Source organism: Arthrobacter sp. NicSoilB4 (assembly GCF_019977335.1).
Classification (GTDB): domain Bacteria; phylum Actinomycetota; class Actinomycetes; order Actinomycetales; family Micrococcaceae; genus Arthrobacter.
Genome location: NZ_AP024653.1, coordinates 3,890,889 through 3,903,015 on the forward strand (window position 1 = coordinate 3,890,889; position 12,127 = coordinate 3,903,015).

Annotated in this window: 17 protein-coding genes; 8 read left to right on the forward strand and 9 right to left on the reverse strand. The window is 68.4% G+C overall.

Features of this window, described 5'->3' with window-relative positions:
* The first annotated feature begins 163 nt into the window (after positions 1 to 163).
* Positions 164 to 400 carry a hypothetical protein gene (locus LDO13_RS17865; RefSeq protein WP_224047994.1) on the forward strand — a complete coding sequence of 79 codons (237 nt, stop codon included), beginning with the start codon at positions 164 to 166 and terminating at the stop codon, positions 398 to 400.
* Between the two features lie 5 nt (positions 401 to 405).
* Here the strand turns inward: LDO13_RS17865 and LDO13_RS17870 are convergent, their stop codons facing one another.
* The 4 genes from LDO13_RS17870 to LDO13_RS17885 all read right to left on the reverse strand — a co-directional run bounded on the left by LDO13_RS17870 (position 406) and on the right by LDO13_RS17885 (position 2,538).
* A complete protein-coding gene (locus LDO13_RS17870; RefSeq protein ID WP_224047995.1) occupies positions 406 to 693 on the reverse strand; it encodes a MoaD/ThiS family protein in 288 nt (95 codons plus the stop codon).
* 5 nt (positions 694 to 698) lie between these two features.
* Complete coding sequence (locus LDO13_RS17875; RefSeq protein WP_224047996.1) at positions 699 to 1,847, reverse strand: exo-alpha-sialidase; 1,149 nt, start codon at positions 1,845 to 1,847, stop codon at positions 699 to 701.
* 62 nt (positions 1,848 to 1,909) lie between these two features.
* Positions 1,910 to 2,110 (reverse strand): hypothetical protein, encoded by a 201-nt coding sequence (locus LDO13_RS17880; RefSeq protein ID WP_224047997.1) that lies wholly within the window; start codon positions 2,108 to 2,110, stop codon positions 1,910 to 1,912.
* Between the two features lie 77 nt (positions 2,111 to 2,187).
* Positions 2,188 to 2,538, reverse strand: coding sequence for a metalloregulator ArsR/SmtB family transcription factor (locus tag LDO13_RS17885; RefSeq protein WP_224047998.1), 351 nt, complete (start codon positions 2,536 to 2,538; stop codon positions 2,188 to 2,190).
* Positions 2,539 to 2,647: 109 nt separating this feature from the next.
* Here LDO13_RS17885 and LDO13_RS17890 point away from each other — a divergent pair, with 109 nt between their 5' ends.
* The 5 genes from LDO13_RS17890 to LDO13_RS17910 all read left to right on the forward strand — a co-directional run bounded on the left by LDO13_RS17890 (position 2,648) and on the right by LDO13_RS17910 (position 7,145).
* Positions 2,648 to 3,154: a universal stress protein gene (locus LDO13_RS17890; RefSeq protein ID WP_224047999.1), complete on the forward strand. Its 507-nt coding sequence runs from the start codon at positions 2,648 to 2,650 to the stop codon at positions 3,152 to 3,154.
* On the forward strand, positions 3,151 to 3,741 hold the full coding sequence (locus LDO13_RS17895) for a DinB family protein (RefSeq protein ID WP_224048000.1): 591 nt from the start codon (positions 3,151 to 3,153) through the stop codon (positions 3,739 to 3,741). Before LDO13_RS17890 ends, LDO13_RS17895 begins: the two co-directional genes overlap by 4 nt.
* A gap of 255 nt (positions 3,742 to 3,996) precedes the next feature.
* A complete protein-coding gene (locus tag LDO13_RS17900; protein ID WP_224049837.1) occupies positions 3,997 to 4,320 on the forward strand; it encodes a metal-sensitive transcriptional regulator in 324 nt (107 codons plus the stop codon).
* Between the two features lie 64 nt (positions 4,321 to 4,384).
* On the forward strand, positions 4,385 to 4,615 hold the full coding sequence (locus tag LDO13_RS17905) for a cation transporter (protein WP_224048001.1): 231 nt from the start codon (positions 4,385 to 4,387) through the stop codon (positions 4,613 to 4,615).
* Positions 4,616 to 4,682: 67 nt separating this feature from the next.
* Positions 4,683 to 7,145: a heavy metal translocating P-type ATPase gene (locus tag LDO13_RS17910; RefSeq protein ID WP_224048002.1), complete on the forward strand. Its 2,463-nt coding sequence runs from the start codon at positions 4,683 to 4,685 to the stop codon at positions 7,143 to 7,145.
* Positions 7,146 to 7,165: 20 nt separating this feature from the next.
* Here LDO13_RS17910 and LDO13_RS17915 read toward each other — a convergent pair whose 3' ends face one another.
* The gene (locus tag LDO13_RS17915; RefSeq protein WP_224048003.1) at positions 7,166 to 7,438 is read right to left on the reverse strand and encodes a DUF2277 domain-containing protein; all 273 of its coding nucleotides are present in this window, start codon (positions 7,436 to 7,438) and stop codon (positions 7,166 to 7,168) included.
* Positions 7,439 to 7,613: 175 nt separating this feature from the next.
* Between LDO13_RS17915 and LDO13_RS17920 the strand changes: the two genes are divergently transcribed.
* A complete protein-coding gene (locus LDO13_RS17920) occupies positions 7,614 to 7,877 on the forward strand; it encodes a hypothetical protein (RefSeq protein WP_056432770.1) in 264 nt (87 codons plus the stop codon).
* 70 nt (positions 7,878 to 7,947) lie between these two features.
* On the opposite strand, the gene LDO13_RS17925 is transcribed toward LDO13_RS17920, so the two are convergent.
* On the reverse strand, positions 7,948 to 8,913 hold the full coding sequence (locus LDO13_RS17925; protein WP_224049838.1) for an EamA family transporter: 966 nt from the start codon (positions 8,911 to 8,913) through the stop codon (positions 7,948 to 7,950).
* Between the two features lie 176 nt (positions 8,914 to 9,089).
* On the opposite strand from LDO13_RS17925, the gene LDO13_RS17930 reads away from it, so the two are divergent.
* On the forward strand, positions 9,090 to 9,632 hold the full coding sequence (locus LDO13_RS17930) for a CGNR zinc finger domain-containing protein (protein WP_224048004.1): 543 nt from the start codon (positions 9,090 to 9,092) through the stop codon (positions 9,630 to 9,632).
* Between the two features lie 58 nt (positions 9,633 to 9,690).
* Here LDO13_RS17930 and LDO13_RS17935 read toward each other — a convergent pair whose 3' ends face one another.
* The 3 genes from LDO13_RS17935 to LDO13_RS17945 all read right to left on the reverse strand — a co-directional run bounded on the left by LDO13_RS17935 (position 9,691) and on the right by LDO13_RS17945 (position 12,122).
* Positions 9,691 to 10,071 (reverse strand): hypothetical protein, encoded by a 381-nt coding sequence (locus tag LDO13_RS17935; protein ID WP_224048005.1) that lies wholly within the window; start codon positions 10,069 to 10,071, stop codon positions 9,691 to 9,693.
* Between the two features lie 84 nt (positions 10,072 to 10,155).
* Positions 10,156 to 10,749, reverse strand: coding sequence for a hypothetical protein (locus LDO13_RS17940; protein ID WP_224048006.1), 594 nt, complete (start codon positions 10,747 to 10,749; stop codon positions 10,156 to 10,158).
* A 17-nt stretch (positions 10,750 to 10,766) separates the two neighbouring features.
* On the reverse strand, positions 10,767 to 12,122 hold the full coding sequence (locus LDO13_RS17945) for an MATE family efflux transporter (protein WP_224048007.1): 1,356 nt from the start codon (positions 12,120 to 12,122) through the stop codon (positions 10,767 to 10,769).
* Between the last annotated feature and the right edge of the window lie 5 nt (positions 12,123 to 12,127).

Here is a 12,127-nt window from a genome sequence, read left to right on the forward strand (position 1 = left end):
GGACGCCCGGACGGGCTTCCCGGACGGCGGCCGCCGGTAACGGCCGCGGCGCCGAACGCTTACGCACCCCTTACCGGGCCGAAACGCAGCGGCAACATTGGCGCAGGACACTGGAAGTGCCGGCAAGAGCAGGCACCACTCTCCAGTCCAGGAGGTCCCCGCCATGTTGAAGGAAGCCAAAGCCCATGTGACCCGCATCCGTGCCCTGGATCAGCTGCACCGCGGCGACGAGATCGAGGCGCGGCTGAAGGTCGGCCCGAACTACGACGACGTCGTGATCCGCCGCGGCAGCGTCCAGGAAACCGCGCCCGGGATCGGCGTTGTATGGATCATGGACCGGCAGTCCGGCACCCGGAAAGCCATCAACACGGACGAATGCAGCCTCTGGCGGGTCGCCTGAGGCGGCTAGCCTCCCGCGACGGACTGGATGATCAGAACCTCCCCGCCGGGGGAAACCTCGGTGGCCAGGCCCTGCAGGCGACGGATCTCATTCCCGTTGACGTATATATTCACGTAGCGTCGGATCGCCCCTGTCTCATCCCGCAACCGCCTCGACAGCGCCGGGTACTCCCCGGTCACCAGGTCCAGCACCCCCTCCACCGTCACCGCCGTTTCTGCGGGCGCAGTCAGGAAGGACTGCCCGCCGGCGAGCGGCTGGAGCACACTGGGCAAAACCACACTGACCCCTGCCACGGGGCTCAGGCATTCACGGTGACGCCGGGTGCCAAAGAAGCGGGCACGAGGGCCGCGGACACGGCGGACGCGCGCACGCACAGTACGTCCGGCAGGTGGGAGGCCACCTCGGTGAAGTGTTCTCCCTCGTCGGCGCTGGCGTAGACGCTGCCGCCGCGGGTGCCGAAGTACACGCCGGCCGGCTCTGCGGCGTCGACGCAGGCGGCGTCCCGGAGCACGGAGTTGAATTCGGCTTCGGGCAGTCCGTCGTCCAGGCGCTTCCAGCTCGCGCCGGCGTCGTCGGTCCGGTGGACGGCCAGTTTGCCCTCCGGCGGGATCCTTTCGCCGTCGGCTTTGAGCGGGATCACCCAGGCGGTGCCGGCCCGGCGGGGATGCGTGAGCATCACGAAGCCGAAGTCCGCCGGCAGGCCTTCAGCGATCGATTCCCAGTTCTCGGCGTCGTCGTCACTCCGGTAGACGCCGTGGTGGTTCTGCGCGTATAGGCGGCCGTCGACCGCAGCATCGGCCGCGATCTTGTGCACGCACTGGCCGAATTCCGGGTTGGGGTCGGGCATGAAGTAGGCCGAGATTCCCTTGTTGCGCGGCTCCCAGGAGGTGCCGCCGTCGAGCGAGCGGTAGACGCCGCCGGTGCTCATGGCGACATGGACCTTCTCCCCGGTGTGGTCGACGACGATCGAGTGCGCGGCGGCGCCGCCGTAGCCGGCCCCCCATTCGCCGCGGTGGGGGTGGTCCCAGAGGCCGCGGTTGAGTTCGAAGTGTTCTCCGCCGTCGGTGGATTTCCAGACCGAGATCGGCTCGCAGCCGGCCCAGACGACGCCGGGGCGGGACTCGGCGTCGGGGTGGATCTGCCAGACGCGCTCCAAGGCGGCGTCAGTGCCCTCGGGGAAGCGGATGGCGCCCTCTTCTGGTTCACTCCACGTCTCGCCCAGGTCATCGGAGTGGAAGACCGTGGGACCCCAATGCTCGGAACGGACGCCGACCAGGATCCGGGTCCGGCCGGAGCGGGTGTCGATGCCGATGCTGGGGACTTCGCTCATCAGGAAATGTGGGCCGGAAAGGGACCAGTCTTTGCGGTCCGGGCTCGTCGCCAGCCAGAGACCTTTCTTGGTGCCGATCGCCAGGACGTAACTCTCTGCGGTAGCCATGCCCCCCATGCAACCATCCCGGGGAGATCGCCGCAATGGTTTTTCCGGCCTATTGGCGCCCGGGGGCGGGGTCAGTCCACGAATTCGGACTGCGTCTCGATGAAGTCCCAGTCGGCGTCGGTCAGCACGCCGGCAACGTCATCCGGATGGGGGCCGCCGGCTTCGGCGATGCCCTGCAGCACAGGCAGCGGCAGCTCGGCGGCGCGCAGGTTTTCCCGCAGCCACTCCTTGCTCGCCAGATCCAGATCCAGCCACCACATGAAGATTTCCACGGCGGTCACCCTTTCGTCAGTTCTTCAACGTTAGGCCCCGCACCAGAGGGGTTCAAGAGCCGCCCGGCTCTGGCCGGCTACAGATCCGACAGCAGGCCTGCGGTCCGCTCAAGTGCGCCGGGCACGAGCGAGTAGTAGGCCCAGGTGCCGCGCTTTTCGCGGTGCAGCAGGCCGGCGTCGACGAGGATCTTGAGGTGGTGGGAAACCGTGGGCTGCCCGAGGTCCAGCGGCTCGGTAAGGTCGCAGACGCAGGCCTCCCCGCCGTCGGACGCCTTGACGATGGACAATAGCCGCAGCCGATTCGGATCGGCGAGGGCCTTGAACAGCTGGGCCCTGCCCTGCGCCTCTTCCGCGCCCAGCACGGGCAGCCCCGACGGCGCGCAGCAGGCGTCCGCCGCCGCTGGCTCAACAATCTGGAGTGCTGTCATACGTCAATTATGCACCAACATTGACAGGCGTCGATGTATCTTCCGGCGATGAACCCGGGCCGGGGAGTAAGTCCCTGTTCAGCCCGCGGCGACGGGAACACAATTGAGTATGTCCGACGAAAGCACGCCTGGTGCGCCACCTCTCGTGGCCGGCGTGCTTCCGGGACAGAGCCCGGAAGTGCTGCAGGTTGCGAGCGCACTCGCAAAGACTCTCGCCACCCGGCTGATCTGCGCCTACGTGGATGAGGCGAGCTATCTTGTGGAGTGGGATCCGGCGCGGTCCGCGCACCGGCTGTCCCTCCATCCCGAGACCGACAACGCCGAAATAAGGGCCGTGACCCAGGAGCTGCGGCACAGCATCGCTTCGACCTGCAGTCCCCTTGGCATCGACTGGACCCTCCAGCTACTGGCCGGGGACCCCGCCCGTGCCCTGGGCAGGCTGGCCGGGGAGGTCGGTGCCGCGATGATCGTCGTGGGCACACCCGAACCTGGCCTTGGCCACCGCATTTCCGCTGCCCTCAACGGTTCGGTGGCGGCGTGGCTCAGCCACCACCAGGACCGTCCAATCCTGATCGTTCCAGTCCGCGCGCCAGTCCACCACCGGACAAAAACATGATTCCTGACCAGTCAGCCGGCCGGGGTGCCGCGCCCGGCCCCCTTGACCGGGCCGCCGTCGTCGCCGGCTACCGGCGCAATTGCGCAGAGCTCGAAGCCGCCCTGGCGGCCGCATCACCCGAGGCATTGCGGCGCCGCAGCGCGGGCACCCGCTGGAACAACGAGGAGCTCCTGTACCACATGGTGTTCGGCTACACCGTGGTGCTGGCCCTGCTTCCGCTGGTACGGATCTTCGGGCGGCTGCCGGTATCGATCAATCGCGGTTTCGCGTGGCTCCTCAATGCCGGAACGGCACCGTTCGACGCGGTCAACTACTGGGGGTCCAAAGGAGGAGCCCTGATATTCAACCGACGGCGGATGGCAGCCAGGCTGCGCCGGCAGACCTCGGCGCTGGAACGGCGGCTGCACCGGGAGGCGGAATCGGGACTGGGCAGGCGGATGTACTTCCCGACCCGCTGGGACCCGTTCTTCAAGGAGACCATGACGCTGGCCGACGTCTACGCCTACCCCGTGGCGCACTTCGATTTCCATGCCGCCCAACTGTCCTTCGACGCGCCGCCGGGCCCAGCGGCAGGGCCCGGAAAATAAAGCGAAAGTAGTTATTCGAGGTGCTGGCTTTCCCTGGCTACTGCCAAGTAAGCTTAAATCCGTAGGCCAGAGATCGACGGTCTGCCCAAAGACTGCTCCGGAGTGCGTATCCCCCAATAACGCACTCCGGAGCTTTTTTGTGCCCGGACCTTCACCCGCGACGCCAGACACCGATACCCCGGCAGGGTACTTGCCGTATACCCCCATGGGGTATATGTTGGGCCTATGAACGAGCCTGAAGCCCCGGTCCCCGTGATGGAGTCCGCCGATGCCGGACCGCATCCGCAGCACGGCTACTCACCACACAAGGAGGCCTACCTCCTGCGCCTCAAACGGATCGAGGGTCAGGTGCGTGGCATCGCCCGGATGGTTGACGAGGACAAATACTGCATCGACATCCTCACTCAGGTCGCCGCCGTCACCAAGGCCCTGCACGCAGTCAGCCTCGGACTGGTGGAAGAGCACATCGGCCACTGCGTCGTCGGGGCCGCCTCCGAACCGGATGCGGCGCTGCGGGCCGAGGCCATCGATTTCAAGGTCAAGGAGGCAACCGATGCCATCGGGCGCCTGCTGCGGTAGCGGCAACACCACTCACCATACGATCAGGCTGATGAACCAGCCGTCCACCCACCAGGAGCAAGCCATGAGCACCGTTTCCACCACCGTCAACGTTTCCGGCATGACCTGCGGCCACTGTGTGTCCTCCGTCAGCGAAGAGCTTGAGACCCTCGCCGGAGTCGAGAAGGTCGACGTCGACCTCAACTCCGGCGGCATTTCCACCGTCACCATCACGTCGACCGACGCCCTGTCCACGTCAGAAATTGGCGAAGCCGTCGCCGAAGCGGGCTACCTGGTCGTGGCCAACGAGGCCTGACCACCACCCGCCGGACCGCCCCCGCGCAGCGGACAGGCGCACAGCACCAGAACAGACAGGGAACACCGTGAGTACAGAGCAGCTGCTGGACCAACCGGGAACCCGGGTCATTGAGCTCGACATCGACGGCATGACCTGCGCCTCCTGCGTCAGCCGCGTCGAGCGCAAGCTCGGAAAGCTCGACGGCGTCACAGCCACCGTCAACCTGCCCCTGGAATCGGCCCGGGTCACAGTCCCCGAAGCCATCACGGACACCCAAATCACCGCGACGGTAGCGGCAGCCGGCTACAAGGCCACAATCCGCACCCCCCGGTACCCGGACACGGCGAGTGAACCCATCGAACGCGGCGACGGTACCGGGGGTTCGGCAAGTCCAGCGCCCAGCGGGGCGCCGGTTAACACCGGGCGAGGTGCGCATCCCACGCGCGCGGACGGTGCCGGCATGCGGCAGCATGCGACTAAGCGAGGCACGAGCGAGCATGCCGAGCATGGCGGACCGGCCGCGCGCAGCGGCGACACTGCAACCCACCCGGCAGCCAGGCTCCGCCCGCGCCTGATCGTCGCGGCCATTCTCACCATTCCGGTGTTCCTGATTTCGATGTTCCCGGCCTTCCAGTTCGCCGGCTGGGGCTGGGTGGCGGGGCTTCTGGCCCTGCCCGTAGTCAGCTGGGCCGCGTGGCCGTTCCACCGGGCCGCCGCCATCAACGCCCGGCACTTCGCCTCCACGATGGACACGCTCGTCTCCATCGGCGTGACCGCGGCCTACAGCTTCTCGGCATGGCAGCTTTTGGCGGACCCGCGGATGACTGACCACCCGCAGGGTATGGACAGCATGGAGGGGATGGGTTCGGGAGGGCTCTACTTCGAGGTTGCCGCCGTCGTCACCACGTTCCTGCTCCTGGGCCGGTACCTGGAGGCCAGCGCCAAACAGAAGTCCGGAGACGCCCTCAAGGCCCTGCTGAACCTGGGCGCGAAGGATGCCACGGTTCTCAGGGACGGCCGGGAGCAAAAGCTGCCGGCCGAACAGCTGGCCGTGGGTGACGTCATTGTGGTCCGCCCCGGCGAGAAAATCGCGACCGACGGCGTCGTCGTCGAAGGCTCGTCCGCCGTCGACGCCTCGCTGGTCACGGGCGAATCCGTGCCGGTGGAAGTCGGCCCGGACAGCCCGGTCACGGGCGCCACCATCAACACTTCCGGCCGGCTGCTGGTGCGGGCCACCCGCGTCGGCGCTGAAACGACCCTGGCGCAGATGGGCCGGCTGGTCGCCCAGGCGCAGACCGGCAAGGCGCCAATTGCCCGCCTCGCGGACCGGATCAGCTCGGTGTTCGTCCCCGTGGTCCTGGCCATCGCAGTGCTGACGTTCGGCGCCTGGCTGCTGGCGGCCGGACCGGTCATCAGCGACGCCGAACTTCGGGCCGCGTTCACTGCCGCCGTCGCCGTGCTGGTCATCGCCTGCCCCTGCGCCCTGGGCCTGGCCACGCCGGTGGGGCTGCTCACCGGAACCGGCCGGGGCGCGCAGCTGGGCATCCTGATCAAGGGCCCGCAGGTCCTCGAGGACACCCGGACCGTTGACACCATCCTGCTGGACAAGACCGGGACCGTAACCACCGGCCACCTCGACGTGGACGGCACCGCGGCGTTCGGGGCCGTCACCCCGGCGGAGGTCCTGCGGCTGGCGGGAGCGGTGGAGGACGCCTCTGAGCACCCGATCGCCCGCGCAGTCGCAGCTGCAGCACTGTCGGCGGCACGCCGTGGCAACGACGCCGGCGCACTGCCCGCCGTCGTCGACTTCCGCTCCGCGCCAGGCGGCGGAGTCCAGGGAACCGTCGAGGGCCGGCTGGTCACGGCCGGCCGCACGGGCTGGCTGCAGGCGAACGGCATCGTCCCCGCTCCGGCGCAGCTGGAAGCCTTCGGCCAGGCCGAAAGCTCGGGTGCCACCGCGGTCTGGCTCGCCGTCGACGGGGAGCCGGCCGGCGTAATCAGCCTGCGCGACACGGTCAAGCCCGGCTCCGCGGCCGCGATCTCACGGCTCCGCGGGCTCGGGCTCCGGCCGATCCTCCTGACCGGGGACAACGCCGCGGTGGCCGCGCAGGTGGCCGCCGTCGTCGGCATCGATCCGGAGGACGTGTTCGCCGGGGTGCTGCCGGAGGGAAAGGTCGAGGCCGTGAGGAAGCTGCAGGCCGCCGGCGCCACTGTCGCCATGGCCGGCGACGGCGTGAACGACGCCGCGGCGCTGGCGCAGGCCGACCTCGGCATCGCGATGGGATCCGGCACTGATGTGGCGATCGAGGCTGCCGACCTGACGGTCATGGGCAACGACCTGGGGCAGGTCGCCCAGGCCATCGAGCTGTCCCGCCGGACCCTGGCGACCATCAAAACGAACCTCTTCTGGGCCTTTTTTTACAACGCGGTCGGGATCCCGGTGGCCGCCCTGGGGCTGCTCAACCCGATGATCGCCGGCGCGGCGATGGCCGCAAGCTCCGTGCTGGTGGTGGCCAACTCGCTGCGGCTGCGCAGCTTCGGCAAGTAGGCGTTCTCCGCGGGATGCCCTCAGGCCGCGCCGAAGCGGACGGCAGCCCGGGCTTTGGCCTTGGCAGCTTCCTCCCCGCGGTCCTTGGCCGGGGCATGCGTCACCAGCGCGTCGAGCAGGTGCTCGGTGGCGTGGGCGATCTCCCGCACGGCACGGTTGAAGGCTTCTTCGTTGGCCTTGGACGGCTTGGTGCTGCCGCTGATCTTGCGCACGTATTGCAGCGCCGCGGCTTCCACTTCGGCGGAGGTGGCATGGGGCTCAAAATTGTGAAGGGTCCGGATGTTTCGGCACATATCTCCATGCTAGGGGTCCTTGCGTCCGGGATCGAGGGCATGGGGAGGGCTCCCCATCGACACTTTTCGGACGGCAGGATAGTTTGGGGGCACTGGATCTCCCGGAGCAGCCGGGATCCGAGGGGGACGCCGGCAGGGTCCGGGTCCGTTTTCTATCACTTGAGGAGATTTTCGAATGGCTATTTGGGGTGCAGACATTGCTCAGCTCAAGACTCTCGGGACCAAGCTGCAGGCGGGTTCGTCAGAGATCGACAAGCAGAAGTCGCTGCTGACCAAGGTGCTCGAGGGCACCGACTGGAAGGGCCCGGACGCCGACAAGTTCCGCAGCGAGTGGAACGGCCAGCACGTTGCCGCCCTGGCGAAGGTTTCCCAGGCGCTGCAGGAGGCCGGCAAGCAGGCCAGCCGCAACGCCACCGAACAGGAAAGCGCTTCCCGCTAGGCAGGAAGCCCGCAGACATTGAACCGGCCCGGACGCAGCAGCGTCCGGGCCGGTTTTGTGTCGGACCCGCTTACGGGACGGGTTCGACGTCGTTCGCGTGGTCGAGCGCTGCCGGCATCGCCTCGGCACCGGCGCCGGACGGTGTGCGGAGTTCGTCCAGCCGCACCAGCACGACGCCTCCGACAATCAGCAGCCCGCCCAGCAGCTGGATGGGTCCGGGCAACTCACCCAGCAGCAGCCACGCCCAGATGACGGCGAACAGCACCTCTGTCAGCGAGACAAAGGAGGCCACCTTGGAACCGAGCGCCCGCGCCGCCACAATTCCGGAAACGTAGGCGAGCACCGTGGCCAGCACGATGAGTCCGCCCAAGGCCACCCACCAGGGCGTAACCCACGGGCCGAGGCGCGTGTCAGCGGCGCTGAAGGCCATCGGCAGCAGGCCGGTTGCGGCGGCGAGCCACATGGTGACGGCACCGACCACAAGGCCGCCGGAGGCAAGGACGATCGGCGGGAGGGTGTCGTTTTCCTTGGCCGTGATGAAGAAATAGATGGCCAAGCAGACGGCGGCCGCTATTCCCCACAGCACGCCGACGACGTCGATCTTGACGGCTCCGGTGAGGTCGAGGACAAGCACGAGCCCGCCCAGTGACAGGAGTGTTCCGGCGATCGTCAGGGGCCGCGGACGCCTGCGGCTGGCGGCCCAGAGCCACAGCACAATGATGACGGGGGCAAGGTATTCCAGCAGCAGGGCGACCCCGACAGACAGCCTGGACACCGCGTTGAAATAGAACAGCTGGCATGCCGCGACACCGATGAATCCGAAGAGCAGGATCGTGATCCAGTTGTCCCTGAGCTGGTGCCAGCGTCCGCGCAGCGCCACGATGGCGGGAATGGCCAGGATGAGCGCGGCCCCCGTGAGGCGCGCGGTGACGGCAGCGCCGGGCGTCCAGCCGGTCTCCAGCAGCGCCTTGGCGAAGGAGCCGGAGAGGCCGAAAACTGCCGAGGAAAACAACGCAACCCCCAGGCCTGAAGCCAGGAATCCTGATGCCGCGCCGGGCTTTGCGGCGTAAGGCTTTCCGGCGTCGGGCTTTCCGGAATTCGTCGTGGCCGGTGCTTCGGCGATGCGGCGTGCGGCAGACACGGCTGCCTCCTGTCAGGAGTAAAGTAGGGGTATGCTCATGACAGTACGCCACGCCCACGTAAGGAGTCAAGATGCTTTTTGCCCCTGACACAGAAGTGGCCCTGCGGTCCGTCGTCAACCTGATTAACTCCGCAGCCAACGGGGACGACCAACTCGCCACGACGCAGGACCTGGACCGGTTCCTGGCGGCCGAGGGATTCGGCGGCTCACGGACCCGGGACGCGGCCGAACTGGCCGGCGTGCACCGCCTCCGCAGGGAGCTTGCCGCCCTCTGGATCGCGGACGAATCCGCCGCAGTGGACACGCTGAACCGGCTGCTGCGGGAGGCGCGGGCACTCCCCCAGCTGGTCAAACACGATCAATGGGACTGGCATGTGCACGCCACCACGCCGGACGCGCCGCTGGCGGACCGGATGAGCACGGAGGCCGCGATGGCCCTGGTGGACGTCATCCGCAGCAAGGAAATGGACCGCATGCTGGTGTGCGCCGCAGAAGACTGCAACGCCGTGGTGCTGGACCTCAGCCGGAACCGCTCCAGGCGCTACTGCGACACCGGGAACTGCGCCAACCGCGCCCACGTGGCAGCGTACCGGGCCCGGAAAGCGGCGAGCTGAGCCCGGAGCCCAGGAGTCGGGTCCAGGGTTGCGCCGGGATGACGGCGCGCCGCGGTTGCTAGCGGGGGCCGCCCGTGGTGTCGCGGGGGCTGCTGCTGTCGGGGCCGGCCTCGGGGGCGTCGGCTGCCGCGCGGGTCTGGGCCGGATGGCCGCCGTGGCCGGAGTTCCTGGAACTCAGGTTGACCCCGGATCCCTTGCCGAGATGCTCGGCGTTGGGCTTGTGTCCCATCGCAAGCATGGCCAGCACCACCAGAATCACGATGAAGGCGATGCCTGCGGCAATGAACGCCAGGTCAAAGCGGGGAGTCTTGGCGGTGCCGCCGGAGGCGAAAATGAGCGTGGCAATGAAAGCCAGTACAGCCCAGAAAGCGGAGAACATGAGCGGCCCCTTGACCGAGGTCCGCATCTTGCGCGATTCTCCTGATTTCTGTTGTGCCAAGGTGCTTTCCTCCTGCAGCCGACGCCGGCAGGCGTGGCAGTTGTGATACCGCAATCGTTCTACGCAAGGTAGAACCTGTCCCTACTAGTTTACGGCCTCCGCGGAATCGGCCCGCGCATCGTGCCGCAAGGTCAGGCCGGCAAGCATCCAGAGCACTCCGCTGATGATGGCGCCGCCGCCGGCGACCCCGAGAAGCGCGTGCGGGCCGAGGTCGATGAAGAACGGCAGCAGGGCCGCGGTACCCAGCGCGACGGCACCGGAGGCCATCCAATCCCGCGCGAGCCCGGACCGGCCGCGGTGGGTGATGCCGAGATAGAGCTCTGCTGCGCCTGCAAGGCCAAGGCCCAGGGCTGCAAGTACACCGAAGACGAGGCTGCTTGGGATGAGCGCGGCCGCGGCGCCGGTCCCCGTCAGCACGGCACCCGCAGCGGCAAGGATCTTGCTCGGCGCGGACCCGGCCCGGAGCCCGGTCCGATTTACGCTCCAGAGCAGCACTACACCGGTGGCCAGCAGGTAGAGACCGCCCGCCCAGCCCATGCCCGCCGGTGACGGCGCAGCCCAGAACACGGTCAGCGCACCGAAGACGAGCGCGACGGCGGCCCGGACCAGCACCGGTTTCCAAAGATCCGCCGCGGCGGGCAGGGCGGCGGATGCGTCAGGGGCTGCATGGAGAGTCACCCGTCCAGTTTAGTGCGTCACTGCAGACCGAGGACCATCCACCGGTCCGTGCGGGCCCGGAGTCCCAGGGTGACAGCCCTGGCCGCCATATAGCCCAGCGAGAACGCCGCCCACAGCCAGAGCAGGCCCGCGCCGCCGGCGGCCCCGGACTGTCCGACGGCCAGCAGCAGCGGCAGGTACACGGCGAGATTCACGACGCCGGCAATCGCCAGGTATTTCGCGTCGCCCGCCCCGATCAGGACGCCGTCGAGGACGAACACATAGCCGGCGATCGGCTGGCCGGCGGCGAGCACCCACAACGCCAGCGTGAGCGCGGCCTGGACGTCGGCGTCGGAGGTGAAGAGCAGTCCCGCCCACGGCGCCGCGGCGGCCAGCAGGATTCCCGTGAGCACACCGAGGGCGAGACCCCAGCGGACCATGGTCCCGGTGAGGTCCCGCGCCGCAGACGGGCGGGACGCCCCGAGCTCCTTGCCGATCATCGCCTGCGCCGCAATCGCGAGGGCGTCCAGGGCGAACGCCAAGAGGGTGAAGACTGTCATTGCAAGCTGGTGGGCGGCCAGGTTGACCGACCCCTGGGCCGTGGCCACCACCACCGTGGCGAGGATCGCGATGCGCAGGCTGAGCGTCCGCAGCATCAGCCACGAGCCCACTTTGGTCAGGGCACGGACGCCCCGCCAATCGGGCAGAAGGGACACGCCGTGGTTGCGGGCGTTTCGCTGGACCATCACCACGTAGACCAGGGCCATGGCCCATTGGGCGATGCTGGTGCCGATCGCCGAACCGGCGACGGACCACTGCAGCCCGTAGACCAGAAAGAGATTGAGCGCGACGTTCAACGTGAAACCGGCTGCTGCCACCAGGAGCGGGGTGCGCGTGTCCTGCAGCCCCCGCAGCACGCCGGTGCCCGCGAAAATGAGCAGCATCGCCACGAGTCCGGGCATCGACCAGCGCAGGTACTCCACCGCGAAGATCCGCACTTCTGCGCCGGCGCCCATCAGGTCAACGAGTGGTTCGGCGGCAAGGAAGCCGGCGGCGGCCAGGACGATGCCGAGGAGAAGGGCCAGCCAGATGCCGTCCCGCCCGGCCGCAAGGGCCCGGGCCAGCTGGCCGTTGCCGACCGCACGCGCCACGGCCGGAGTGGTGGAGTAGGCGAGGAACACCATCAGGCCCACGACCGTATGCAGCACCGCCGACGCGAGTCCGACACCGGCAAGCTGGGCCACGCCGAGGTGTCCGACGATGGCCGCATCCGCGAGGAGGAACAGCGGTTCGGCGATCAGCGCACCGAAGGCCGGGACCGCGAGGCGCAGGATCTCCCGCCGCCGGCCCGCCGAGGACGGCAGTGTGTCGGGAGTCGGGGCAGAGGCAGGCACGGAAC